Origin of the sequence: Metabacillus niabensis, from assembly GCF_020524345.1 — a bacterium.
Taxonomy (GTDB): domain Bacteria; phylum Bacillota; class Bacilli; order Bacillales; family Bacillaceae; genus Metabacillus; species Metabacillus niabensis_B.
This window is the reverse complement of record NZ_JAIVLH010000001.1, coordinates 140,263-164,208: the sequence shown is the minus strand read 5'-3', so window position 1 is coordinate 164,208 and position 23,946 is coordinate 140,263. Positions and strand designations below refer to the sequence as shown.

The 23,946-nt window shown below is 35.4% G+C and carries 29 protein-coding genes and 1 other annotated feature; of the genes, 4 read left to right on the top strand and 25 right to left on the bottom strand.

The features are described from left to right. Positions 1-72: 72 nt before the first annotated feature. Positions 73-906, top strand: a complete 834-nt coding sequence (gene comER / locus LC095_RS00815) for a late competence protein ComER (protein ID WP_226526382.1) — start codon at positions 73-75, stop codon at positions 904-906. Positions 907-979: 73 nt separating this feature from the next. Here comER and LC095_RS00810 read toward each other — a convergent pair whose 3' ends face one another. From LC095_RS00810 to LC095_RS00775, 8 genes are read right to left on the bottom strand one after another with little or no spacing between them, the layout of a single operon-like run. Beyond that, positions 980-1,726 (bottom strand): class I SAM-dependent DNA methyltransferase, encoded by a 747-nt coding sequence (locus tag LC095_RS00810; protein ID WP_226526381.1) that lies wholly within the window; start codon positions 1,724-1,726, stop codon positions 980-982. After that, positions 1,723-2,079, bottom strand: a complete 357-nt coding sequence (gene rsfS / locus LC095_RS00805; RefSeq protein ID WP_078432402.1) for a ribosome silencing factor — start codon at positions 2,077-2,079, stop codon at positions 1,723-1,725. The genes LC095_RS00810 and rsfS overlap by 4 nt, the downstream gene beginning before the upstream one ends. Next, positions 2,079-2,651 (bottom strand): bis(5'-nucleosyl)-tetraphosphatase (symmetrical) YqeK, encoded by a 573-nt coding sequence (gene yqeK / locus LC095_RS00800; protein ID WP_226526380.1) that lies wholly within the window; start codon positions 2,649-2,651, stop codon positions 2,079-2,081. Before yqeK ends, rsfS begins: the two co-directional genes overlap by 1 nt. Continuing rightward, the gene (locus LC095_RS00795) at positions 2,641-3,213 is read right to left on the bottom strand and encodes a nicotinate-nucleotide adenylyltransferase (protein WP_226526379.1); all 573 of its coding nucleotides are present in this window, start codon (positions 3,211-3,213) and stop codon (positions 2,641-2,643) included. The genes yqeK and LC095_RS00795 overlap by 11 nt, the downstream gene beginning before the upstream one ends. Before the next feature lie 19 nt (positions 3,214-3,232). Beyond that, the gene (yhbY, locus tag LC095_RS00790; RefSeq protein ID WP_226526378.1) at positions 3,233-3,526 is read right to left on the bottom strand and encodes a ribosome assembly RNA-binding protein YhbY; all 294 of its coding nucleotides are present in this window, start codon (positions 3,524-3,526) and stop codon (positions 3,233-3,235) included. After that, complete coding sequence (gene aroE / locus LC095_RS00785; RefSeq protein ID WP_226526377.1) at positions 3,520-4,362, bottom strand: shikimate dehydrogenase; 843 nt, start codon at positions 4,360-4,362, stop codon at positions 3,520-3,522. Before aroE ends, yhbY begins: the two co-directional genes overlap by 7 nt. A 16-nt stretch (positions 4,363-4,378) precedes the next feature. Next, positions 4,379-5,485 (bottom strand): ribosome biogenesis GTPase YqeH, encoded by a 1,107-nt coding sequence (gene yqeH, locus LC095_RS00780; RefSeq protein ID WP_226526376.1) that lies wholly within the window; start codon positions 5,483-5,485, stop codon positions 4,379-4,381. A gap of 4 nt (positions 5,486-5,489) precedes the next feature. Further along, on the bottom strand, positions 5,490-6,005 hold the full coding sequence (locus tag LC095_RS00775) for a YqeG family HAD IIIA-type phosphatase (RefSeq protein WP_226526375.1): 516 nt from the start codon (positions 6,003-6,005) through the stop codon (positions 5,490-5,492). A gap of 391 nt (positions 6,006-6,396) precedes the next feature. On the opposite strand from LC095_RS00775, the gene LC095_RS00770 reads away from it, so the two are divergent. Further along, complete coding sequence (locus LC095_RS00770) at positions 6,397-6,537, top strand: sporulation histidine kinase inhibitor Sda (protein ID WP_026558670.1); 141 nt, start codon at positions 6,397-6,399, stop codon at positions 6,535-6,537. 234 nt (positions 6,538-6,771) lie between these two features. Here the strand turns inward: LC095_RS00770 and LC095_RS00765 are convergent, their stop codons facing one another. Continuing rightward, positions 6,772-6,927 (bottom strand): hypothetical protein, encoded by a 156-nt coding sequence (locus LC095_RS00765; protein WP_226526374.1) that lies wholly within the window; start codon positions 6,925-6,927, stop codon positions 6,772-6,774. 232 nt (positions 6,928-7,159) lie between these two features. On the opposite strand from LC095_RS00765, the gene sigK reads away from it, so the two are divergent. After that, positions 7,160-7,885, top strand: a complete 726-nt coding sequence (sigK, locus tag LC095_RS00760; protein WP_226526373.1) for an RNA polymerase sporulation sigma factor SigK — start codon at positions 7,160-7,162, stop codon at positions 7,883-7,885. A 173-nt stretch (positions 7,886-8,058) separates the two neighbouring features. Here the strand turns inward: sigK and LC095_RS00755 are convergent, their stop codons facing one another. The 3 genes from LC095_RS00755 to mtnN all read right to left on the bottom strand — a co-directional run bounded on the left by LC095_RS00755 (position 8,059) and on the right by mtnN (position 9,742). After that, entirely contained in the window at positions 8,059-8,205 is a 147-nt protein-coding gene (locus LC095_RS00755) for a YrzI family small protein (protein WP_078432409.1), read from the bottom strand. A 463-nt stretch (positions 8,206-8,668) separates the two neighbouring features. Further along, positions 8,669-8,902, bottom strand: coding sequence for a YrhC family protein (locus LC095_RS00750; RefSeq protein ID WP_226526372.1), 234 nt, complete (start codon positions 8,900-8,902; stop codon positions 8,669-8,671). 147 nt (positions 8,903-9,049) lie between these two features. Next, positions 9,050-9,742, bottom strand: a complete 693-nt coding sequence (gene mtnN / locus LC095_RS00745; protein ID WP_226526722.1) for a 5'-methylthioadenosine/S-adenosylhomocysteine nucleosidase — start codon at positions 9,740-9,742, stop codon at positions 9,050-9,052. 163 nt (positions 9,743-9,905) lie between these two features. On the opposite strand from mtnN, the gene LC095_RS00740 reads away from it, so the two are divergent. Continuing rightward, positions 9,906-10,112, top strand: a complete 207-nt coding sequence (locus LC095_RS00740; RefSeq protein WP_226526371.1) for a YrzA family protein — start codon at positions 9,906-9,908, stop codon at positions 10,110-10,112. Between the two features lie 214 nt (positions 10,113-10,326). On the opposite strand, the gene LC095_RS00735 is transcribed toward LC095_RS00740, so the two are convergent. From LC095_RS00735 to LC095_RS00675, 13 genes are all read right to left on the bottom strand, one after another. After that, a complete protein-coding gene (locus LC095_RS00735; RefSeq protein ID WP_226526370.1) occupies positions 10,327-11,013 on the bottom strand; it encodes a YrrS family protein in 687 nt (228 codons plus the stop codon). A gap of 110 nt (positions 11,014-11,123) precedes the next feature. After that, positions 11,124-12,884 carry a peptidoglycan D,D-transpeptidase FtsI family protein gene (locus tag LC095_RS00730; protein WP_226526369.1) on the bottom strand — a complete coding sequence of 587 codons (1,761 nt, stop codon included), beginning with the start codon at positions 12,882-12,884 and terminating at the stop codon, positions 11,124-11,126. Positions 12,885-12,994: 110 nt separating this feature from the next. Continuing rightward, entirely contained in the window at positions 12,995-13,468 is a 474-nt protein-coding gene (gene greA / locus LC095_RS00725; RefSeq protein WP_026558663.1) for a transcription elongation factor GreA, read from the bottom strand. 272 nt (positions 13,469-13,740) lie between these two features. Further along, complete coding sequence (udk, locus tag LC095_RS00720; RefSeq protein WP_226526368.1) at positions 13,741-14,376, bottom strand: uridine kinase; 636 nt, start codon at positions 14,374-14,376, stop codon at positions 13,741-13,743. A gap of 5 nt (positions 14,377-14,381) precedes the next feature. Continuing rightward, positions 14,382-15,650 (bottom strand): peptidase U32 family protein, encoded by a 1,269-nt coding sequence (locus LC095_RS00715; RefSeq protein WP_226526367.1) that lies wholly within the window; start codon positions 15,648-15,650, stop codon positions 14,382-14,384. Between the two features lie 36 nt (positions 15,651-15,686). Further along, positions 15,687-16,619, bottom strand: a complete 933-nt coding sequence (locus LC095_RS00710; RefSeq protein ID WP_226526366.1) for a peptidase U32 family protein — start codon at positions 16,617-16,619, stop codon at positions 15,687-15,689. Between the two features lie 14 nt (positions 16,620-16,633). Continuing rightward, a complete protein-coding gene (locus LC095_RS00705; protein WP_226526365.1) occupies positions 16,634-17,281 on the bottom strand; it encodes an O-methyltransferase in 648 nt (215 codons plus the stop codon). Between the two features lie 226 nt (positions 17,282-17,507). Next, positions 17,508-18,590, bottom strand: a complete 1,083-nt coding sequence (gene mltG, locus LC095_RS00700; RefSeq protein ID WP_413467443.1) for an endolytic transglycosylase MltG — start codon at positions 18,588-18,590, stop codon at positions 17,508-17,510. A gap of 188 nt (positions 18,591-18,778) precedes the next feature. Then, positions 18,779-19,063 carry a DUF1292 domain-containing protein gene (locus LC095_RS00695; protein WP_026558657.1) on the bottom strand — a complete coding sequence of 95 codons (285 nt, stop codon included), beginning with the start codon at positions 19,061-19,063 and terminating at the stop codon, positions 18,779-18,781. A 29-nt stretch (positions 19,064-19,092) separates the two neighbouring features. Continuing rightward, entirely contained in the window at positions 19,093-19,509 is a 417-nt protein-coding gene (gene ruvX, locus LC095_RS00690; protein WP_026558656.1) for a Holliday junction resolvase RuvX, read from the bottom strand. A gap of 1 nt (position 19,510) precedes the next feature. Beyond that, entirely contained in the window at positions 19,511-19,777 is a 267-nt protein-coding gene (locus LC095_RS00685; RefSeq protein ID WP_026558655.1) for an IreB family regulatory phosphoprotein, read from the bottom strand. Between the two features lie 78 nt (positions 19,778-19,855). Further along, positions 19,856-22,495 carry an alanine--tRNA ligase gene (alaS, locus tag LC095_RS00680; RefSeq protein WP_226526363.1) on the bottom strand — a complete coding sequence of 880 codons (2,640 nt, stop codon included), beginning with the start codon at positions 22,493-22,495 and terminating at the stop codon, positions 19,856-19,858. A 72-nt stretch (positions 22,496-22,567) separates the two neighbouring features. Continuing rightward, positions 22,568-22,775 (bottom strand) — a binding site (T-box leader). A gap of 40 nt (positions 22,776-22,815) precedes the next feature. Beyond that, positions 22,816-23,877 carry an AI-2E family transporter gene (locus tag LC095_RS00675; protein ID WP_226526362.1) on the bottom strand — a complete coding sequence of 354 codons (1,062 nt, stop codon included), beginning with the start codon at positions 23,875-23,877 and terminating at the stop codon, positions 22,816-22,818. Between the last annotated feature and the right edge of the window lie 69 nt (positions 23,878-23,946).

The window sequence follows — 23,946 nt, the reverse complement described above, 5'->3', positions numbered from 1 at the left end:
TCTGATAGTATAAATTAACATTTCATATCATATCGTGTAGGAGAGAATTGCATTCTAAGGAGGGGATATACTTTGAATGTAGGTTTTGTTGGAACAGGGAACATGGGGAGAATCCTTATTGAATCATTCGTTGAGTCGGGTGCTATTAGACCCTCATTCATTTATATGACAAATCGAACAATCACGAAGGCCGAGGTGATAAAAGAAATATATCCAAAGACAAATGTGATGGAAACAGCAGATGAAGTTGTAAAAAGGTCTGATTTAGTTTTTATATGTGTTAAACCATTAGATATACACCCCCTATTAAAAAAACTGGATCACCTTTTAACACCAAACAAGTGCATTGTATCGATTACAAGTCCAATAAGTGTTGAGCAACTAGAATCACTTGTTCATTGTCAAGTAGCCCGTGCCATTCCTAGCATTACAAACCGGGCTTTCTCAGGAGTTTCCCTACTCACATTTGGTAACTCATGCCATAAAGAGTCACAAAGAACGATCGAGGAGCTTTTTGAACAAATTTCAAATCCTGTTCAGATTGAAGATGATATTACAAGGGTTTCATCTGACATTGTTAGCTGTGGACCAGCATTTTTCAGTTATCTACTTCAACGGTTTGTTGATGGGGCTGTAGCTGAAACGAATATTTCAAAAGATCAAGCAGTTGTATTAGCTAGTGAAATGATTATTGGGATGGGTAAATTACTTGAAACAGAATTATACACGTTACCTACCTTACAAGAGAAAGTATGTGTAAAAGGTGGAGTAACAGGAAAAGGAATAGAGGTACTTGAAGAAAATGTTGGAGATATGTTTGAGAAAATATTTCAAGCAACACATAAGAAATTCGATGAAGATCTTGTAGAAGTTTCTGAGCAGTTTAGTAAAATACCAAATAAGTAATTCTACTTAGGAATGATAAACTCCTTTATTTATTTAAAATTTTTTTAAAAAGGTGAACTCACTTAAAATGAGTTCACCTTTTTTTACAAATGAAAAATATTCTCTCAGTCATATCATTAGGATCTTTATTTAATTCGAAGTCTCCACAAATGTTTACTATTTCAAAAGTGGCCTCTTTTAACCACTGTGAATATTGTTCGATAGAAAAGGTACGCTGATAGTGGAGCTCATCGTAGCGTTCATAATACTCATCTCTTTTCACAAAAAAAGTCATATCATGTTCAATACTATTCGGTTCATCACCTAAAAAGGAATTCCAAATAAAACTTACCTCTTCATCTTGATCAGTAAATGTTGCATTCGCGAATACATTGTGAATTTTATGTAGTGAATGGACATCAAAAATAAACAATCCCTCATTTTGAAGCTGTGAATGCACAGCTTCAAACGTTGCTTGTACATCCAGTTCTGTCTCTAAATAATTAAGGGAATCACAACAAATTGTGATGACTTCAAAAGGGGTAGGGAAATCAGTTAAACTTCGCATGTCTTGCTGAAGAAATAAAATGTTTGCTTTATTTTTATCCGCTTTTGACTGCGCGACAGCTAACATATCCTCGCTAAGATCAACACCTGTTACTGACAGCTGTTTATCTGCTAATAAAACCGCAATTTCTCCCGTTCCACAACCTACATCTAATAAGGTTGATGCCCCCGGGTGATAGAGTGAGATCGATTCTTCAATAATATTTACCCACATTTCATAAGGAGCATCCTTCATTAATTGATCATAAATATAGGCGAAGCCTTGATAGATCATTGCTCAAGCTCACTTACAAGATCTTCGATAGGCGCATCTCCCCATAAACGTTCTAAATTATAGTAGCTTCTCTCATCTTTATGAAACACATGGGCTACCACATCACCTAAGTCGATCAATATCCAACGTGCCTCATCAAACCCTTCAAGTCTTCTTACATGAATTCCGTTTTCTTCAGCTTGTTCTTTCATTTCTCTTGCAATGGCCTGTACTTGTTTGTCTGAGTTACCGTGACAAATAAGAAAATAATCAGCAATTAATGAAATCCCATCCATATTGAGTGCAACCAGATCCTCTGCACGTTTACTATCAGCTGCTTTTGCTACGATTGTTAAAATATCTCTACCTGTCATTAACTTGTTTTTCCTCCTTCTAATACTAACGAATTGTATGTCTCTATTGTGTCCGGATATACGGCTTGATTTTTTTTCAGCAAAAATATCATTGTATTTTGTAGAGACTTTAAAAGAGCTTGGTTCAAGCTGGTTTTTGCAAGTTCTCTTACTTCTTCCACCCCTGGAAAATGTCTTCCCGGTTCTATATAGTCTGCCACATAAATGATTTTTTCAAGCATTGTCATATTTGGACGACCGGAAGTATGATATTTTATGGCCTGTAAAACTTCTTTATCCTTAATCCCTACTTCTTTCTTAACTAGATATGCTCCAACAGGTGCGTGCCATAGCTCACTATTATGCTTTAATAAAATTGCAGGCATTTCCTGTTCTTTAATGATTTTTTCCATTTCTTCTTTCGGTCTAAATTTAGCGTAATCATGAAAGATGGCTGCCAGTTCCGCCTTTTTGACGTCTCCCCCATATGTTTTTGCAAGCCGGATAGCCGTCTCCATCACACCTAATGTATGAACATATCGATGCTCTGTTATTTGTTCAGCTACAATTTTTAAGGCTTCCTCACGTTCCATATAATTGATTCTCCTCAATATATCTTCTTACATCATCCTGAATAAGAAATTCTGTATTTCCACCATTTCTTAATCGTTCTCTTAACATTGTTGAAGACACCTCAAACTGTGGTATTTCAACCTCCATTACTGGATAAGGTGTGTTTGTTTGATACCCACTTCTCTTCACACCGACAAAGTTGACCAATTTGATCACTTCATCGATTTTATGCCAGTTCGGCAAATACTCAATCATATCTGCTCCAATGATAAAATAAAACGTATGTTCAGGAAATTCTTCACGTAGCAATCTTAAAGTATCATATGTATAAGATGGTCCTTCCCGTTCTAATTCAATTGTATTAACTGAAAAATCCGCGTGATCCTTTACAGCAATTTTTATCATATTAAGCCGGTGATCACTGTTAGTAAAATGATCCAATTGTTTATGAGGAGGAATTTGATTTGGGATAAACCATACTTCTGATAGTGAAAGAGCATGCTGTACTTCACTGGCAATTAATAGGTGGCCAAGATGAGGCGGATCAAAGGTACCACCTAAAATACCTATTTTTTTTGACATCCTCATACCCCCCTACTTGTTAATTAGGTAGTCGAATTTGTTTATTTTCTTTGGATTCTTTATATAATACAATCGTGTTTCCAATAATTTGAACAAGATCTGCACCTGTTCCATTAATAATTTCTTCAGCCACCGTATTTTTATCATCTTCACAATTTTGCAAAACTGACACTTTAAAAAGCTCTCGTGCCTCAAGCGCATCTGATAATTGCTTAATCATATTTTCATTGACCCCACCTTTACCCACCTGAAAAATTGGATTTAAGTGATGAGCTTCAGAACGCAAAAAACGTTTTTGTTTTCCTGTTAACATGATGTACCTCCTAGTTGGTTATATACAATTTTTGTCATCTTCTCGATTGATGGAGCCTGTTTTGTCCATATCTGGAAAGCTAGTGCTGCTTGATGTACGAACATTCCAACACCAGTATGAACAGTTAACCCAAGCTCCTCCGCTTCTTTCAATAAAGTCGTATAAATTGGGTTATAAATGATATCACTAACGATTGCAGTCTTTTTAGCATTTTTTAGTGATAAAGGTTTCTGATCGATATGAGGATGTAATCCGACAGCAGTTGTTTGGATAATAATGTCGTAGTTTTCAATAACATCCTCCGCTTCCTGTATGGTTAACGCAGTGCTATTATTCGTAAAAGGACACTCTAGAATGAGCTCTTCAGCTTTTGAAATCGTACGATTAGAAATATCAATATCCCGACACCCTTGGTGAGTAAGTGCAAGAAATATCCCTCTTGCTGCACCCCCAGCACCAATAATTAGAATTTTATGATCTGAAATCGGTTTATTCACCATTTCTTTTAGAGATTCAACATATCCATTTCCGTCTGTATTATGTCCAATTAATCGACCATTGTCATTCACTACAGTATTCACTGCACCTGCTATCTTTGCTGTTTCATGCAGTTCATCTAAAAATGGAATAATAGAAACCTTATGTGGAATCGTAACATTAAATCCTTTTACCCCTAATAACTTTAGGGCTTTAATAGATTCCTTTAAATCTTCAGGTTCAACATGAAAAGCATGGTAATGATGTTCCATGTTTTTTTCTTTAAAAGCATCATTATGGATGGCCGGTGACATTGAATGCTCTACCGGACATCCAATTAGTCCATATAAATTCCCCATCCTCAACTCTCCCTAATTAAATTAGCGATTTTCTCAGTGTAACATTTACTCCTTTTGGTGCATAAGCAGTGATTTTTTTACCTGGATTATTGACTGTAACCCATCCTAAACCTGAAAAGACAACATCTGTCTTTCCTTCATGAATCGTTAATTCATGAGGAACTAACTCCGGAAATGTTTCTACATCATCTTTTCTTGGAGGTGTTAAAAGCTCTCCAACATGTTTTTCATAAAGGGAATCCGCATTCTCCAGTTTAGTTCGATGAATATTTAACTCAGTTGGAATATAGCATACGAGTGCTTCTCTTCCACCTGATACATAATCTAATCTTGCCAACCCGCCAAAATATAAGGTTTGCTGTTCATTTAATTGGAATACTTTTGGTTTAATTTCCTTTTTAGGACTTAATAACTTTAGGTCGCGTTTATCAACAAAGTGTGCCATCTGATGGTGATTAATGATGCCGGGTGTGTCATACAAGGAAGCTCCATTGTCCAGAGGTATTTCAATTAAGTCTAATGTTGTTCCCGGATAATGTGATGTTGTAATAACATCATTAACACCTGCAACTTCTTTAATCATTCGATTTATAAATGTTGATTTCCCTACATTTGTACAACCCACAACATAAACATCTTGTCCATTTCGATATTCATCAATTAATTCGGCCACTTCTTTTATGCCATGTCCTTTTGCTGAACTTACCAAACAAACATCAATCGGTTTTAACCCTAGCTCTTTTGCTTCTCTTTTCATCCAGTTAATCAGCTTTTGTTTTTTTACTGATTTAGGCAAAATATCGCTTTTATTCCCTATCAATAAAATGGGATTTCCTTTAACAAATCGTTGAATTCCCTGTAACCAACTACCACTGAAATCAAAGATATCTACAATTTTTACGATTAATCCTTTTGTTTCACCAATTCCGTGTAAAATCTTTAAAAAGTCATCATCTGTTAGTGAAACATCCTGAATTTCATTATAATTTTTTAAACGGAAACACCTTTGACAGATGATATCCTCTTTTTCTAAAGCACTTACTGGAGCATATCCAAGCTTGTCAGGATCTTGTGTTTGAATCGAAACACCACACCCTATACATGAAAATTGCTGTTCAGACACGTTTTTATTCCTCCCATTGAATCAAACCTTTACGTTTCAAATTAGCCATTATCTTGCGTTCAATTCTTCGATTTATTCTAGTGAAAAAACCATCTGTAGAAGCAACTGGAACGACCAAAATGGTCTGAAATCCATTACGATTTCCACCTAATACATCTGTTAAAAGCTGATCTCCAATTACAACAACCTCTTCTTTTTTCAAGTTCATATCTTTAACCGCTTTTAAAAACGCTCTACCCATTGGCTTTCTAGCCTTATAGATAAAAGGAATATTATGAGGTTCTGAAAATGCTTTTACACGTAATTCATTATTATTAGATACAATGGTAATTTTTATATCAAGTTCCTTCACTTCTTTAAACCATTCAATCAGTTGTGGGGTTGCATCTGGTCGATCCCATTCAACAAGAGTGTTATCTAAATCTGTAATAATACCTTTTATTCCGCTTTCCTTTAATTTCATAGGAGATATATGAAAAATACTTTTTACATAATCTCCAGGTAAAAATAACTGTAGCATGAGTTTTTAACACCTCATTATTCATTTTTTTGCCAACTTACATCATATCGAATTTATTTCATTCTTTCAAAACAAAATTAAAGTATATGAAAATTCATCACAAAAAATCACAAAAACTTTTCGACAATTTCCGACCACCTTCAACACTTGTGGATAATATTATACACAATATCCACCCTGTAATACCTCATTTTCATTACCTTATAAACAACATACCCACAATTTATCCACTGTTAATTGTGGATAACAGAACGGTTGTTCTCACTTTTGATTTCTGTTAGATTTAAGTTAATAACAAAATATAACATTTTAGATGTCTTATATCTGATATCTACATATATAAGACCCTAACAAATGTTAGGAGGTGGAGAGCCACGTACTGGCCATTCATATGCGTAAACTTTCTGACGAACTACTAATTGAATCCTACTTCAAAGCGATTGAAATGAAACTAAATGATGATTTTATAGAATTAATTATGATTGAAATCAAACGCCGTTCTTTGGGACATGTGTTAAAAGCTTCTTCTTAAAGCTTAACACTGTCGCCAGACGGCTTTTTTTTATTCATTATTTATACTTTGTCCATTCTGTTTTTACACTACTCTTCAACTACCTATGTAACATCTAATTTGTGAATGTTATTATACCATTTGTTGTGAAGCACCACTATCTTTAATTCCTTACAGGCAAGAAATGAACAAGGAATCAGCATTAAGATAAAAGCCTTCAGGCATTTCTTGAAGGCTTCACATGTCAATTTTTCGTTAACGATAGTGATTGTAGTAAAAATAACCTCCACCAATAACTAGCAACAAAATTAACAATACTACAATAAACGCATACCAATATCCATACCCCGCCGTACCAGCTGCAGGGTAATACGGGTATGGCGCTGGTCCAAATGGTGAATAACCATACATCTGTTTTCCTCCTTTATTAGTCCCTTTTTTATATTACTATGTATGTAACCTAATAAAAGCGTAGGCTGTTACCCTACATCGTCCAAAAAACTCACAAATGTGAGAATATAAATGTTTGTGTAAGAAAAGAATCTGAATAACTTTCATTTGTACAGACACAAACAAGCTTCCTTCAACATACACATGACTTATAGGCACGCGCCTAGATTATGTTTTTAGTGGAGGTGGGGGTATGACAGGGCTCATAACAGCACTAGGCTTCTTTGTAAAAGAATTAGTGTTCTTAGTATCTTATGTAAAGAACAATGCCTTTCCACAGCCTTTGTCTGCTACAGACGAAAAGAAGTATCTACAAAAAATGTCTGAAGGTGATGAGTATGCAAGGAACCTGCTAATTGAACATAACTTGCGACTCGTTGCTCATATTGTGAAAAAGTTTGAAAATACCGGTGAAGATTCTGAAGACTTAATATCGATCGGAACAATCGGGTTAATTAAAGCGATTGAAAGCTATTCACAAGGTAAAGGAACAAAACTTGCTACTTATGCTGCGCGTTGTATCGAAAATGAAATCCTTATGCATTTACGTGCCTTAAAAAAGACTAAAAAAGATGTTTCTTTACATGACCCCATCGGTCAAGATAAAGAAGGAAATGAAATCAGTTTAATTGATGTACTAAAATCTGAAAACGAAGATGTAATTGACACTATTCAGTTAAATATGGAATTGGAAAAAGTTAAGCAATACATTGATATACTGGATGGTAGGGAAAAAGAAGTCATTGTCGGGAGATTTGGACTTGATTTAAAAAAAGAAAAGACACAGCGTGAGATCGCAAAAGAACTCGGTATCTCAAGAAGCTATGTATCTAGAATTGAAAAGCGCGCCTTAATGAAAATGTTTCATGAGTTTTATCGTGCAGAAAAGGAAAAGCGAAATCGGTTAAAAGAAAAATAATACGTAATAGAAGAAGGACACATTCAATTGTGTCCTTCTTTCAACTTTTCTTAAAATTTCATTCTTCCCCTATTGAACTTGGCTAGGCAGTGTCCTTCTCAACAATTAAATGTAGCAGTAATTCGATTTTTAACATATTCATCGCCTCCAGTATTTTTTTCTTCAGCATTCATTTACATGTTGTGAAAGTTCTCAAATTGCTTTGTTTTTACTTCTTCCATTCTTTTTTGGATCTCTTGATCATGTTGAATATCCGTTTTGGTTTTCTTCTTTTTAGAAACAGAAAGTGTCAGCGTAATAAAGAATAAGTTAATTGTCATGTGTATCACCTCCTTTAAGTTATTTAACACCTTAACAGGCTGCCAATTCCTTAGAGGATTCATGAATTCTCTTTGGACGTGATATCTTAATGACTAAAAAAATAAAACACGCCACAGGGGCAACCTGCAGCATGTTTAAATAACGATATAATACGCCACAAGGATTCTAATCATCCCGAGGCGTGTGTTTGCTGATCTTATAGCAATCAATTAAGTAAATAATTAAGATACACCAATTCGGTCGATAAGAATGATTAAGTTATTGTTATGTGAATTTGTTCGCATTTTCATGTTCATTTCCTTCGACCTCCTTTTATTATTTACTATTACAATGGTAATTATATCCACGATTTCCAATTATGTAAATACATAATAAAAAATTTATATATTCAGACAATTAGGATTAGCTTATATCAAAAAAAAAACCAATCTCATATAAATGAAATTGGCAATTTTGCAATATTTATTTGTTTTCTGCTTCATTTAATTGTTTCTTATATTTTAACGACATTCTGAAACTTACAAAAGCTCCAATTAAAAATAGTATGGTCGTAATCATTAAAATAATATCATACATAGCATGCTTTCCTTGATCCGGCAAAACGACACCAATATATAAAAATACGCTTGCTGCTAAAAGAACAAAAGCATAATTTTTAAAATCTGTTACCAGCGCTTGTAATGCTTTTTTATTCATACAATCACCTACTAAATGTGTTATATATAAACAATAACACAGCCTAGCAGACTATTAATCAAGTAAATTAACCCAATGGTGGGATAATTTTTTAAAAATGACTCAAATGTATGAGAGCTTGCTCAACGATTTAAGTCATTTTGAAATTTAGATCGCTTCAACAATTTTCAAAACTAAGTCAGCTGAATGTTTAGCTGCTTGATCTAAAAATTGATCAAATGAAACATTTGATTCTTTACCAGCGATGTCTGATAATGCTCTAATGATCACAAATGGTACTTCAAATTGATGACAAACTTGTGCAATTGCGGCTGCTTCCATTTCACCTGCATAAAGGTCTTTAAACTTACTTCGAATAAAATCTACTTTAACAGGATCATTTAAAAATGAATCACCTGTCACGATTAATCCTTTAGCAACTTGAATATCGGTAATTTCTTCAGCTTTTTTCACAGCAATTTCCACAAGTTTTTGATCTGGAGTAAATGCTGCAGGTAATCCCGGGACTTGTCCATATTCATAGCCAAATGCTGTTACATCCACATCATTGTGGCGTACTTCAGAGCTAATAACAACATCACCAACATTCAATGAAGAATGGAATCCACCTGCAGAACCGGTGTTAATTACGTAGTCGGGCTTATATCGATCCAATAATAATGTTGAACTAAGAGCAGCATTAACCTTTCCAATACCAGACTTAAGGAGAATGATGTCAACTCCATTATATACACCAGTAGTAAATTCACTTCCGGCAATTATTTCTTGCTCACGATTATCCAATTTATCTCTTAAAATTGTTACTTCCTCTTCCATTGCTCCAATAATGGCAATTTTCATCTCACTCAATCCTTCCTTATGTATCATTGTACATTCAAGTTATGTCTTTCTATCTCCACATAGAAGTTTACCTATTTCATTTGTTCAACGCAAGGTGGTTAATTGACTTACATGTAAGTTTTGTTAGTATTTAATAAAGAAAAAGTATATTGAGGTGTCGAACATGGATTTTCAATTGGACTTATTAAAGGATAAAGTTGAATTTTTTGAAGCAACATCTATTAAAGACTTAGAAAAAAAGATAAATGATCAAATCGTACATAACCAAGCTATTTTGTTACACGTGCATTCAGTCTCCCATCAGATGTTTGTTACTGAAGACGGCAAAAGAATATATAGTGCTGTTGTTCACTTTAAGGCCAAAATCTAGTTTAGAACAATTCGCAAGCGCCTTGATCAGCCTTTGGCAAATAAGAAGATTTAGAAGGCGTTCTTTGCCTTCAAATCTAAATTGGCTAGACTATAGAGGGGCTAGGCGATGAGGCTGGATGCCGAGACTTATCCACAGCACAAAGAATTTTATAGTTTTCTAAGAAATAAAAAAAGGAGCTTCTACGTATTAACCGTAAAAGCTCCTAGTTCATTTAGCTTTGTTTTTCAATCTTCGTTGGCATCCAGCCTTTATTTTCAACCCAGGTAATAAAAACTTTATATTTTGCAGATTGATCTTTAGGTGAGATCGTACCTACAGCATCATTCGGACTACCATTGTTTTCAAGGCGCCAAATAATCATTTCTGCTTCAGGAATTCCGGTTGCATAACTGAGCGTTTTTGTCATTTCTTTCCAATCCTGTGAATTCTTATCATAATTTGCTGAATGAGGCTCAGATTGTGAGGTACCTACAGGCTCCCATGCAGGATTTTCAATTGTTTCAGCAACACCTGAACCAGGCTCTCCTTCTGTAATCGTTGCTTGCTCAAAAGGATCTTCTGCACTTTCTTCCTCAGCGGTATCATTGTTCTCTGTTTCCTCTGAACCTTCTTCCGCTTGCTCTTCAGAAGCTTCAGGATCCTCTACTTCCGCTTCCTCATTTTCTTCGGTTTCAGCTGCAGGTTCTTTGTTACTTTCTTCATCACTTGCAAGTTTTATATCAGGCTGCTCATTATATTTAGCTGTCTTTTCAGATTGATTTGCCCCGAGGATGAGTTGTGACCCTATCACAAATATTAGAACCAACACAATCCCTATTAATGTGTTTAACACAATATTCGTTTTTCTTTTTTTATCTCTTTTTTCATAACGAGAGGTGCTAAATTGATTATTACTCAATGCCCTACACTCCTTTTTATCCCTTTACCTTCAGTCTTCATTCTAGCATTTTGGAGATTTTCTATCTAGTCGTATCATAAATCCTAATTGAAAAGATTACTACTCCTAAACTAGTTTTTTCGTTCGTCAATTTTAGACATTTCATTTACAATATCATAAAAAGCGGCATTAGTACCAGCCTCAGCACTGGTTGTATCCATCTCCACAACTACTAATGCATATTTTGGCTGATCTGATGGAAAATAACCTGCAAACCACTTATTATACAACGTTTGATCATCTTCATTTGATTTACCTGTTTGAGCAGTCCCTGATTTACCTGATACCTCCATAGGAGATGTTTGAAACCTTCTACCTGTCCCCTCAGAATCTGTCACAACCAATCTGAGCAGCTTTTGAAGCTTTGCAGCTGTCGTAGGAGATATGGTTTCTCCTTCTAAAGAATTGGACGTAAATGAATACATTTTGGTTCCATTTTTATATAATATATTTTTTACGATTTTCACTTGTTGTTTCTGTCCGCCTCTTGCAATAGTTGCCATCATATTTGCAATAGAAAGCGGAGTAACTTTTACATCTTTTTGCCCAATAGCGGTCTGATCAATCGCTCTAGGGACATTTTTATCTTTTTCATCACTCCAAATATTACCTGTTTTTTCATCAGGAAATTGCTTAAAGTTTTCATAATGAAATACTTCACCAGTCCATCCGACCGGATTGATTATGCCCATTTTGCTTGCTGTATCTTCAATAACATGTTGATCCTTCTCCATTAATTCTCTAGCTAACGTTGTAAATGTGTAATTACAGCTTTTCGCAAAGCTTCTTTCAAAGGTAAGTTGTCCATCATCTTGTCCCCCATCTGCTTCACCATGTAAGTTTAAACTGCAGTTAAACTGTCTTGTGGGATCATCTAAACCATATTCGATTGTTGCAGCAGAAATGACAGTTTTAAAAATAGATCCTGGAAAAAGAGGCTGAAGCATCTGATTTGATAGTGTTTTTGAATCAGATCGATTTAAACTTGGTTTACTAGCCATAGCTAATACTTCATTATTTTCTATATCAAGTAAAACAAGTCCCCCTTTCTCGATATTTTGTTGTTCTAACACATCTTCAGCCATTGTTTGTACTTCCTTATCAATTGTTGTTTCAACAGTTACAGGATAAAACGGATTTGAGTCAGCAATATATTTGACGTTAATACCAAATAAAGGATGGCCGTCTCCATCTACATGATAAAGCAGCTTTGTTTCTGCATCTGGTAACAAAAATTCATCATATGCTTCTTCAAGCCCGGTCACACCAATTTTTGTTTTGTAGGATAAATCTGTACGGTCAGGGTACTTCACTCTTAATGCCTCTGCATTTTCACCAACGATTCCAATGATATGTTCTCCTATTGTCTCGTCTAACTTTGTTTGCTGATAAATACCGAAGACGCCAGGAATTTCAAGATCATTAATTTTTTCAAGTTCTGCTGCTGTTAATGAAACACCATCTTTACTTGATAACACTATCGGCTCTTTCGTATCACTAACTAATTCTTGTAATTTATCAACGGGAATTCCAACAATTTTTGAAAGATCTTCAGAGGGCCACTTCGTCTCCTTTAAAAAAGGAAAAAGAACCAATGAGGGTTCTGCCTGTTTTTGAAGCGGATCTCCATTTCTATCAACAAAGCGCCCCCGCCCATCATCAATCATAACTTCTTGTGTTCTTTGATTAACACTCTCCTGCACAAGATTAACACCTTTTTTAGAAAAGGATTCTGTATTTATTAATTGAATATCAGCTAAGCGATATAAAAAGAGTGATAATACGACTAAATACATAATACCAAAGAAAATAAATCTCTTATTTTGTAACATCATTTCCTCCATTGAGGTCCGATCTTTCCCTTATTATTCCTGAAAATAGAAATAAAAAAGAAACACCTCGTCATCATTTTTGACGAGGTGTTTCTTATATAAACATTTTATTAACTAATATTCACAATTTTCACAAGCATTTCTCCACCAGGTGTTTGAACTGTCACTTCATCGCCTACTTTTTTACCAAGTAAGCTTTTAGCAATTGGAGAATCATTCGAGATTTTACCTTCAAATGGATCTGCCTCTGCACTTCCTACAATTGTGTATGTTTCTTCATCGCCATCTGGAAGCTCAGTAAAAGTAACTGTACGCCCAAGTGATACTGAACTGGTATCAGCTTCACCCTCAATTATTTTTGCATTACGGATCATATTTTCTAAGGTTGTAATACGCCCTTCAACAAATGCTTGTTCTTCTTTCGCTGAATCATACTCAGAGTTCTCAGATAGATCTCCGAAGCTACGCGCGATTTTTATTCTCTCTACAACTTCTTTACGTTTAACCGTTTTCAAATATTCAAGCTCCTGTTCGAGCTTTTCTTTACCTTCTCTAGTCATTGGAAAAACTTTTTCTTGTGCCATGTTTATTCCACTCCTTCTAGTAGACTTCCCGGTCGTACTGAGTCATTCATGCTATTCTTTATCCTTTTGCTTATGTATTAACTAAACATTTACATGATTAAGTAAAAAATTTTTAAGCTTTTTAACCCTTTATCGTTTATCACAGTATGTAAAAAGTAAGGGCAACAATGTGCCCCCGCTATTTTATATAAACGATACTTTTAAAGAAAGCTAGATAATTTTTATTACTTATACATAATATGATCACAGTAGACTTTATCTATGCTATGTTATTACAAAATTGCATTTAGTTCAAGAATTGTTTGAATTTTTGTTACCATTAAATCAATTGCAACGTGATTTTGCCCACCTTCAGGGATAATGATATCAGCATATCTCTTTGTCGGCTCGATAAATTGGTTATGCATTGGCCTTACAACTGAAATGTATTGCTCAATAACCGAATCAATTGAACGGCCTCTTTCTTTGATATCACGAAGAATTCTACGAATAATTCGTAAATCAGCATCTGTATCAACAAATAGTTTGATATCCATTAATTCACGTAAGCGCTCGTCCTCTAAAATGAGGATACCTTCAAGAATTATAACATCTTTTGGTTCCACGATAATAACATCTTCAGATCTAGTATGCAATGTATAATCATAAACTGGTTTTTCAATTGAATTATGATTCATTAATGCATTTAAATGTTCAATTAATAAATCATTATCAAATGCAAGCGGATGATCATAATTTGTGTTTAATCTCTGCTCAAATGGCAGATGACTTTGATCTTTATAATAAAAATCCTGTTCCAGCATTAAGATTGAATGACCTTTAAAATGCTCGTAAATTGCCTTTGTCACGCTTGTTTTTCCTGAGCCTGAACCACCAGCAACCCCTATTACAACCGGCTTCTTCGCCATTTTGTTTAGAACCCCTTTCGCATCATGTTGTTTACGAAGACGGGTTTATCTACTTTAAAAGTCACAATTTGTAGTGGATGGCGAGCTGCATCTAGCTCTTTTCCATCTTCATCCCAAATCTTCTCAACTGTTTGTGTAAAGTTCTCGATTTCCGGACCAAAGAATTCGACTGTTTCACCTATTTTAAAGTGGTTACGTTGCTGCAGGGTAACCATTTGTGTATCTTTGTTATAATCTAATACAAGTCCCGCAAAATCATACTCGGTTTTCTTACTATGCTCGCCAAACATTTGTTGTTTATAGCCGGGAACTCCTTCAAAGAAGGCAGAAGCGGTTTCTCGGTTAGCACATTTATTAAGTTCTTTTAACCATTCAGGGTTTATCTTAAAGTTTTCAGGATCAGCACAATAAGCGTCAATGACTTTACGATAGACACTCACAACTGTAGCGATATAGTGGATTGATTTCATTCTTCCTTCAATCTTTAAACTGTCAATCCCAAGTTCAATCATTTTAGGAATAGATTCAATTAAATTTAAATCCATCGGACTCATGGCAAACGATGCATCATCTTTATTGAATAAAGCTACTTCTTGATTGTTTTCAAGCTTAAACAAGTCATAGTCCCAACGACATGACTGACAGCAACCGCCACGGTTTGAGTCACGTGCAGTCATATGGTTACTTAATGTACAGCGTCCGGAATAAGCAATACACATTGCACCATGAATAAAGGCTTCAATCTCAATATCAACCTTTTCTTTCATTTCCTTTATTTCCTCAGCACTCGTTTCACGAGCTAAAACGACACGCTCTAATCCTTCTTCCTTCCAAAATTGGACAGCTTTCCAGTTTGAAAGAGATTGCTGTGTACTTAAATGAACTTCAAGTTTCGGTGCCACACGGCGGCATGTTTCAATGATTAGCGGGTCAGCAACAATAATTCCTGTTACACCTGCATTCTGTAATCCTATTAAATATTCATCAAGTCCGTCCATGTTTTCATTATGTGCAAAAATATTTGTTGTAACATAGATTTTCGCTCCATATTTATTAGCAAACTGTACACCTTCTGCCATTTCCTCTAAAGAGAAATTACCGGCATTTGAACGAAGACCATATTCCTGACCTCCAATAAATACAGCATCGGCACCATAATGAACGGCAATTTTTAACTTTTCTAAATTACCTGCTGGAGCTAATAACTCGGGCTTCTTCGTTATTACACGATTTCCATCGATGATTGTAGATATTTTATCTATAACTGTCGTCACTTTTTTCACTCCCTTTGTGCACTATAACTATTCAAATTAATAAACTGTTTCTTTAAAGAAAAAGCCTGTATCTAATGAGCGGTTCTTCGCTTGTATGTTTTCAATTTCTTCTAAAAGGACATCTTTTGCTTCTTCGTATTTCGTTTTGTCCTCAACATAAAGATCTATTGCTTTTCTGTACTTTTTTGTGACTTCTATAATATAGTCTGACGTTTGTAATACACCATCAATCTTGAAAGAGTCAATTTCTGCGTCGATCATGTCTCCAAGCTCATCAATGATACACATATCATTTGGGCTCATAATATGTGTTCCATTCACATCTTCAAAGATTGGATATTTGTTATCCCTTTCAGGATCAAATAAAAACATCATTTCCTTGGTATCTGTACGGTTTTCCACTTTTAATGCCTTACCTTGATACTCAAAATAATTACCTAAAAGTGTGCGCTTGGATTGGAACATGCATGTCATCCCGTGTACCTGCACCTCAATTTCAACATCTGCATGCTCTTTTGTTTCAATAATCGAATCCATACTTAATTCGCGTGCAAGTATCGCACGCTTTGCACCTTTTCTGCCCCAATAATTGCAAGTATACCAGTTTGTTGCTGTTGTTTCAGTGTTCCAATGAAGGTTTAAGTCCGGTGCCACTTCTTTTGCTGCCATTAAAACAGCCGGATCACCAAATACAACTGCATCAGGATTTACCTCTGTTAAAAAGGTTAAATAGTTTTCTATATCTTCGATTGCTTCGTTATGGAAAATTGCATTCATGGCAACATATACTTTTTTATTATGGTGATGAGCAATTTCTATTGCTTGTTTCACTTGGTCTCTTGAGAATTCACCTGCAAGGCGTAGCCCAAATCTTTGTTCACCAATCATAAACGCATCTGCACCAGCTTCAATCAATGGAAGAACATCGTTTACTGATTTAGGTGTAACTAATAATTCTGGTTTTTGCATTTTTTCACACCTCTTTATTTCATTTTCTTTGTTACTGCAATTCCATCGCCAACAGGTATAATCGTTGTATTATATCCTTCTAAAGTTGTAAGCATTTGATTATACTCATCCAGCTTTCGAACGAGAGTACGCTGCCTTCTCGTTTTAAGTTCTGAACGATCTCGAGCAACAGTTCCTTTAAATAGCACGTTATCTGAATAGATAATGCCATCTTCAGCTAACATTGGTTCATATAATGCAAAAAACTTTTTGTATTTTGCTTTTGTAGCATCTATAAATAATGCGTCAAATGGTCCGTATTGTTTAACATCTTCTGAAATAGAAAGAGCATCGCCTAAAAAGGTTTTAATTCGGTTTGCTAAACCTAATTCATGGATATGTTTGTTGGCTTGGTGATACCGTTCCTCATCGAGCTCAACCGTAACAATTTGGGTTTGGGGCAAATGTGTCGCCATCCTAATGGCTGAATAGCCAATCGCAGTTCCAATTTCAAAAATTCTCTTTGGTTGCTGCATGGATAAAAGTAAAAGTAAAACCTCAATACCAACCTTCTCCATTATTGGCACTTCATGTAGTTTCGCAAACTCTTCCATTTGCTTAACGTAGGGTGATGATTCCGGTATTAAATTTTCTACATACGTTATAACATCTTGATCTAACATGATTGCCCTCCTGTTCATGTATTGCAATCATAAACCTTAAATTTCTTTTGCTTATATTCATCACAAATGGTAAACACTAAAAAGAAGAGCCTCATACATAGAGAACTCTTGTTAAATAACATATAAAATCGTCGTCCAACTAACAACTCGATATATTTTACCACAACAAGAAAGGGAATGCGAACAGAATAAAGGCGTTCCCTTTCTTTACCTCTAAAAACGACATTTAGTTGTTTGTAATATATTTACTTTTAGCTTTATTATGTTCTTCGAGTGTTTTTGTAAAGATAACTTCTCCCTCACCTGTTGCAAGGAAATATAGGAAATCGGTATCTTCAGGAGTTAGAGCTGCCACAAATGAAACTTCACCTGCATTAGCAATCGGCCCTGGTGGAAGTCCCTTATTTTGATACGTATTATACGGAGAATTCACTTCAAGATCTTCATATAATACTCGATCTTTATGTTCCCCCAACGCATATAAAACGGTTGGATCTGTTTGTAAAGGCATGTTTACGTCGATTCGGTTATAAAACACACTTGAGATCTTTTCACGATCTGCTTTTTCTGTCGCTTCTTCCTCAATAAGTGAAGCCATTGTAACAAATTCATGGACACTCATTTTTTGTTCCTGAAGTTTTGGAATGTACTTTGCTACAACCTCACTGGTTTTTTTCACCATTGGTTCTATCACTTCTTCAATGGTTGGTTTTTCTTTGTAATATGGATAAGTAGCCGGAAACAAATAGCCCTCGAGAGCATATTTCACATTTTCTCCATAAATATCATCTGTTAAAAGATCAGGGTATTTTGCTTTCATCGAGTTAATGAATTCTTTATCTGTCAGTGTTGCAAGAATCTCTGTTTCCTCAAAATCAGTATGATTTGCAATAATTGACGCAATCTCGGTTAATTGTCTACCTTCTGGGATTGTAATCTGAAAGGCTGCTTCACTTAGCAATTTTCCTTCTTTAAGACTTGTAATAATATCCTTAAAAGTCATAGATTTGTTTAATTTATAATTTCCAGCTTGGAAGCCTGACTCATTTTTAAACTTAATATAATACTTAAATACCCGGTCATCCTTAATAATGTCATGCTCTTCCAGAATTCTTGAGATAGTTGATACAGATGAACCAATTGGTATTGTGACATCTATTGCTGTCTGATCATTAGGATCTACTGGTTCTAGAGAAGATTTTATATATAGATAACCGCCTCCGATTATTCCTGAAAAAGCAATAATCAGAATAATAAAAACGGTTAATACAATTCTTCTAACTACCTTTGCCTCACTTTGTTTTTGCATTAGGTTTTTACGGAATGTATCCTTTTTCGGATCTTCAGACATGTATATCCCCCTTTCACCCCATTATTATACTACAATGTTCTGGACGATTCGGCAATAAATTACATGATTTATGGCAATCACACTTACTTTGAGACGGAAAGGAAAAAAGGTGCAAAGGAGATGGTCTCCCTTGCACCTTTTCGTTCTTATTCTTCCTCTTCGTCAAGAAATGTGTTTAACATTTCTTCAATTAAATCCCACTCTTCATCTGTTTCAACCGGCTCTAATTCTCCATCTTCACCATTTGCGTGTGGATTAAAGCTTGAAGCATGAATTTCAATTTCTTCATTATCATCTTCATCTGCTCCAACCGGGTAATAAAGTACATATGATTTTTTGAATTCTTCAGATTCAAAAGTGAACAATACTTCACATAGTTGTTCATTTCCATTTTCATCGATAACTGTAATTTGTTTTTCTCCGTGATCCATGTTTTCACCTCAAAATTTGTTTTGGATTTCTAGTTTAGACTATCTAAATAGCCCTGCAAGATCATCACTGCTGCCATCTTATCAATGACTTGCTTTCTTTTTTTTCGGCTAACATCAGCAGAAATCAGCATTTTCTCGGCTGCCATTGTGGTTAAGCGTTCGTCCCATAAAATTACAGGAAGATTAAACTTTTTTGTCAATATTTCAGAAAACCTTTGACTTGCTTCAGCTCTTGGGCCTATGGTTCCATTCATATTTTTGGGCATACCGAGTACAATTTTCTCTACACTGTGCTGTTCGATAATATCAGAAAGCCTTCCTAATTGATAGTCTCGGCTTTCCTCATTAATTTTAATCGTTTCAATTCCCTGAGCAGTCCAGCCCAGTTCATCACTCACTGCGACTCCAAGTGTTTTGGAGCCTAAATCTAATCCTAGTATTCGCATATTATGCCTCTCGGTTTTTTTGTAAGTAAGACTTAACTAGCTCCTCAATTAATTCATCTCTCTCAAGCTTGCGAATTAAATTCCGGGCATCACGATGTCGTGGAATGTAGGCAGGATCACCAGAAAGTAAATATCCTACAATTTGGTTTATAGGATTATACCCTTTTTCCTGTAACGCATCGTATACAGTATAAAGAACTTCGTTTACATTCGTTTCGACCGTTTCATCAGAAAAGTTGAATTTCATTGTTTTATCAAATGAACTCACCGTTCGCACCTCTTTCTCAGATTCATAATGGGAATCTGCTTGTCCTATCTTACCTACATTTTACACTACTTTTCCTAATTATAAAACGGATTCAACCCATTCTTCGACATATTTAAGTGCTTCTGTCAACTTTTCAGGTTGTTTCGCACCTGCTTGAGCCATTTCAGGACGACCGCCACCTTTTCCACCACAGCGTTCTGCTACTTCTTTTATTAACTTTCCAGCATGATAACCTTTATCGACTAGATCTTTTGTCACACCTGCAACAAGATTCACTTTTCCATCTTCACTAGCTCCGAGAACAACAATAGCTGATTGCAATTTATTTTTCAAGTCATCCATCATACCTCGAAGACTATTCATATCTTTTGCATTCACTTTTGAAGCCAATACAGTTACACCATTTATTGTGACAGCTTGATCAACGATATTACCTGCTTCTAAATTTCCAAGCTTTGTAGTCAAAGACTCATTTTCACGCTGTAGGGCACGGTAATCCTGTAAAAGGCCGGTTATTCTTGACAGGATATCTCTAGGGTTGGATTTTAATAGTTCTGCAGCTTCTTGAAGTCTACCATATTGTTCATTTGTTAACTCATATGCCGCTTTGCCTGTAACAGCCTCAATTCGTCTTGTACCTGCTCCAATTCCTGTTTCTGTGATAATTTTAAAAATACCAATAGAAGAAGTATTTTGTACGTGACAACCGCCACAAAGTTCTAAGCTGTAGTTACCAACTTGGACAACACGAACGATATTCCCATACTTTTCTCCGAACAGAGCCATTGCACCCATCTCTTTTGCTTCTGCCAACGACTTATAATCAATTTGAACGTCAATGCTTTTCCAAATTTGTTCATTTACAATTTGTTCGATTTGAACTAACTCTTCTTGTGTAACTTGACCGAAATGAGAAAAATCAAACCTTAAGCGATCTGACGTTACTAATGATCCTGCCTGATTTACATGTGTTCCTAACACATCTTTTAAGGCTTGATGTAACAAATGTGTCGCCGTGTGGTTTTTAACAATACCACTTCGGTTTTCTTCTGAAACCCTTGCAGTTAGTTGGTCACCTGTTTGAATTGTGCCACTTTCTATAAATACATTATGCAGGTTTTGACCGTTTGGAGCTTTTTGAACATCTTTTACCTTTAGTACAGCTTTTTCACTCGAAAGAGTACCAATATCCGCAATTTGTCCACCACTTTCAGCGTAGAAAGGAGTCTGATCTAGAATTAATTGTACTTCTTCCCCTTCATGAGCTTCTTGAATGACATCTCCATTTTTCACAATAACAATCGCAGTAACATTCTCTACAACAAATTGGTCATATCCTACAAATTTGCTTTCAAGCTTAATCTCGCCTAACATTCCACCTTGGACTTGCATTGAATCAACCTTCTGCATTGCAGCACGTGCACGATCACGTTGTGCTTCCATTTCTTTTTCGAAGCCTTCATGGTCAATTTTCATGCCTTCTTCTTCTGCATACTCTTCAGTTAATTCAACCGGGAATCCGTATGTATCATATAAACGAAAAACATCCTCACCAGGAATTACATCATTGCCATTTCCTTTTTGAGTTTTGATCACTTCGCTTAGAATTGTTAAGCCTTCATTTAATGTCTCATGGAAGCGTTCTTCTTCATTTTTTATCACTTTTTGAATGAAGTCTGTCTTTGCCTTAACCTCGGGATAAAAATCAACCATAACTTCAGCAACAACAGGAACTAGTTCAAACATGAATGGACGGTTGATGTTAATTTGTTTAGCATACCGAACAGCTCTTCTTAATAAACGTCGCAGTACATATCCACGACCTTCATTTGATGGAAGTGCGCCATCACTAATAGCAAAGCTTACTGTACGAACGTGGTCAGCAATTACTTTAAAAGCAACATCTTTTTCTTGATCCTTACGGTACTGTTCGTCAGAGATTTGCTCAGTTGCTCTAATAATCGGGATAAAAAGATCCGTATCAAAGTTTGTTGGGACATTTTGAATGACAGATACCATTCGTTCCAATCCCATTCCGGTATCAATATTTTTCTTTGGAAGCGGCGTATATGTTCCATCAGGATTATGATTAAATTGGGAAAACACAAGGTTCCATACTTCTAAATATCGGTCATTTTCTCCACCAGGATATAATTCAGGATCGCTTGGATCATTCCCATACTCTTCGCCACGATCATAGAAAATTTCTGTATTTGGTCCACTTGGTCCTTCCCCAATGTCCCAGAAGTTCCCTTCTAAACGGATAATGCGTTCTTCTGGAATGCCAATTTTATCTTTCCAAATATCAAATGCCTCATGATCTTCAGGGTGGATCGTAACAGAAAGTTTCTCAGGATCGAATCCAATCCATTTTGCATCTGTAAGAAATTCCCACGCCCATTCGATTGCTTCAACTTTAAAATAATCACCGATAGAAAAGTTTCCTAACATTTCAAAGAATGTATGATGTCTTGCTGTTTTACCAACATTTTCAATATCATTTGTTCTGATGGACTTTTGTGCATTGCAGATTCTTGGATTTGCTGGAATGACACGTCCATCAAAGTATTTTTTTAAAGTTGCGACACCGCTATTAATCCAAAGTAATGTTGGATCTTCATGAGGAACGAGTGAAGCACTCGGTTCAACATCATGACCTTTTTCTTTAAAGAAATCCAAAAACATTTGACGAACTTCTGCAGATTGTAAATTTCTCATATGTATCCTCCATATCTTTTATAATAAATTGTAAACAAAAAACCCTCATCACTGTGAAAAGAATTCTCTTAACACAGGGACGAGAGTTAACTCGCGGTACCACCCTGATTACGGGTATACACCCGTCACCTTTATTAAAACCGTAACGTGGTTCAATACGGCAGGTTTTTCTGCACTTAGGATTAGCTTTCTGCTGTCCTGACTTTAGAATTTTTCTCAGCCATGAAAATTCCTCTCTTAAAAGCGGTATCAGCATACTTCATTCCATCATCGTTTTTCCTTATTCTACCCTAGAATTATAGACAAGCGTTTTCTAAATGTCAATGTTGTCTTCTTAAAAGAGCAAGATGAACAATCATAACCTTTAAAATTACGATAACAGGTACCGCTAACATTAACCCAATTACTCCTCCAATTTCCCCTCCTGCCAGTAATGCAAGCATAATAACAATAGGGTGCATATGTAGGCTCTTCCCTACAATTAATGGCCCCAATATATTTCCTTCTATAAATTGCAGGCTTGCAATAAGAACAATTACGATGATGACTGTTTTTGTCGACATCGTTGCTGCAATAATTAATGCAGGTACAGCACCGATGACTGGTCCGAAATAAGGAATAATATTTGTAGTTCCAATTAAAAGACCAAGAATTAAAGGATATTTAACATGGAAAAACCACAGAGCTAAAAAAGCTAATGATCCAATGATAAGACAAACAAACAGTTGACCACGAATATAATTTCCAAGAGAATGATCAATGTCTTTCAAAAACTGAATGGAATCACTTCTCCATTTTCGAGGGGTTAAATACCATGCAGCTTTTTTGATTTGCTCATAATCTTTTAACATATAAAAGACAAGAAACGGTATTATCGCAAGTAATAACATATAATCAAATATACCTTTTAAGCTATTAATAGCTTTTTCAATTGTAACAGCAAGCCATTCTTCAGTTTTACTAAACATTTGATCAACCCGGTCGTGAATTCCTACCGGCCATGTATCTGTGTGATCATGTATGGAATCCATCCATTGATTATAAATCATGGTAAACTGTGGAAAGTTTTCAGATAAATCTCTAAGCTGACTTATTAAGACAGGAATTCCCTTATAAAAGCCGTAACCTATTAACCCAAAAAACAGGAAATATATAATAAGAATGGAGATTGACCTGGGCAAGCCCTTACGGTGAAGCTTTTCAACTACAGGATGAAGTAAATATGTTATAAACGCACTGATTAAAAATGGAATAATGACCGCTTTAAACATGACTAAAAAAGGAGCCCATACGGAGTAAAGTTTTAAAAATACATACACGGATAATAAGGCTAATAATATTATCGTTATTTGCAGCAGCCACTTAATATGCTTTTCTCTCATTTAACTCCTCCTTACTATATAGTTGTTTGGAGGTCTTATCATTTTTATACATCTATTGCCAATATATAA

What these genes read in the sequence shown, in the direction of transcription:
- LC095_RS00810 (WP_226526381.1), bottom strand. Translation starts at nt 1,726, where the DNA reads ATGATCTATCAAGGCTTCGCCTATATTTATGATCAATTAATGAAGGAT.
- rsfS (WP_078432402.1), bottom strand. Translation starts at nt 2,079, where the DNA reads ATGACAGGTAGAGATATTTTAACAATCGTAGCAAAAGCAGCTGATAGT.
- yqeK (WP_226526380.1), bottom strand. Translation starts at nt 2,651, where the DNA reads ATGGAACGTGAGGAAGCCTTAAAAATTGTAGCTGAACAAATAACAGAG.
- LC095_RS00795 (WP_226526379.1), bottom strand. Translation starts at nt 3,213, where the DNA reads ATGTCAAAAAAAATAGGTATTTTAGGTGGTACCTTTGATCCGCCTCAT.
- yhbY (WP_226526378.1), bottom strand. Translation starts at nt 3,526, where the DNA reads ATGTTAACAGGAAAACAAAAACGTTTTTTGCGTTCTGAAGCTCATCAC.
- aroE (WP_226526377.1), bottom strand. Translation starts at nt 4,362, where the DNA reads ATGGGGAATTTATATGGACTAATTGGATGTCCGGTAGAGCATTCAATG.
- LC095_RS00775 (WP_226526375.1), bottom strand. Translation starts at nt 6,005, where the DNA reads ATGCTACAGTTATTTTTACCTGGAGATTATGTAAAAAGTATTTTTCAT.
- LC095_RS00770 (WP_026558670.1), top strand. Translation starts at nt 6,397, where the DNA reads ATGCGTAAACTTTCTGACGAACTACTAATTGAATCCTACTTCAAAGCG.
- LC095_RS00765 (WP_226526374.1), bottom strand. Translation starts at nt 6,927, where the DNA reads ATGTATGGTTATTCACCATTTGGACCAGCGCCATACCCGTATTACCCT.
- sigK (WP_226526373.1), top strand. Translation starts at nt 7,160, where the DNA reads ATGACAGGGCTCATAACAGCACTAGGCTTCTTTGTAAAAGAATTAGTG.
- LC095_RS00755 (WP_078432409.1), bottom strand. Translation starts at nt 8,205, where the DNA reads ATGACAATTAACTTATTCTTTATTACGCTGACACTTTCTGTTTCTAAA.
- LC095_RS00750 (WP_226526372.1), bottom strand. Translation starts at nt 8,902, where the DNA reads ATGAATAAAAAAGCATTACAAGCGCTGGTAACAGATTTTAAAAATTAT.
- mtnN (WP_226526722.1), bottom strand. Translation starts at nt 9,742, where the DNA reads ATGAAAATTGCCATTATTGGAGCAATGGAAGAGGAAGTAACAATTTTA.
- LC095_RS00740 (WP_226526371.1), top strand. Translation starts at nt 9,906, where the DNA reads ATGGATTTTCAATTGGACTTATTAAAGGATAAAGTTGAATTTTTTGAA.
- LC095_RS00730 (WP_226526369.1), bottom strand. Translation starts at nt 12,884, where the DNA reads ATGTTACAAAATAAGAGATTTATTTTCTTTGGTATTATGTATTTAGTC.
- greA (WP_026558663.1), bottom strand. Translation starts at nt 13,468, where the DNA reads ATGGCACAAGAAAAAGTTTTTCCAATGACTAGAGAAGGTAAAGAAAAG.
- udk (WP_226526368.1), bottom strand. Translation starts at nt 14,376, where the DNA reads ATGGCGAAGAAGCCGGTTGTAATAGGGGTTGCTGGTGGTTCAGGCTCA.
- LC095_RS00710 (WP_226526366.1), bottom strand. Translation starts at nt 16,619, where the DNA reads ATGCAAAAACCAGAATTATTAGTTACACCTAAATCAGTAAACGATGTT.
- LC095_RS00705 (WP_226526365.1), bottom strand. Translation starts at nt 17,281, where the DNA reads ATGTTAGATCAAGATGTTATAACGTATGTAGAAAATTTAATACCGGAA.
- mltG (WP_413467443.1), bottom strand. Translation starts at nt 18,590, where the DNA reads ATGCAAAAACAAAGTGAGGCAAAGGTAGTTAGAAGAATTGTATTAACC.
- LC095_RS00695 (WP_026558657.1), bottom strand. Translation starts at nt 19,063, where the DNA reads ATGGATCACGGAGAAAAACAAATTACAGTTATCGATGAAAATGGAAAT.
- ruvX (WP_026558656.1), bottom strand. Translation starts at nt 19,509, where the DNA reads ATGCGAATACTAGGATTAGATTTAGGCTCCAAAACACTTGGAGTCGCA.
- alaS (WP_226526363.1), bottom strand. Translation starts at nt 22,495, where the DNA reads ATGAGAAATTTACAATCTGCAGAAGTTCGTCAAATGTTTTTGGATTTC.
- LC095_RS00675 (WP_226526362.1), bottom strand. Translation starts at nt 23,877, where the DNA reads ATGAGAGAAAAGCATATTAAGTGGCTGCTGCAAATAACGATAATATTA.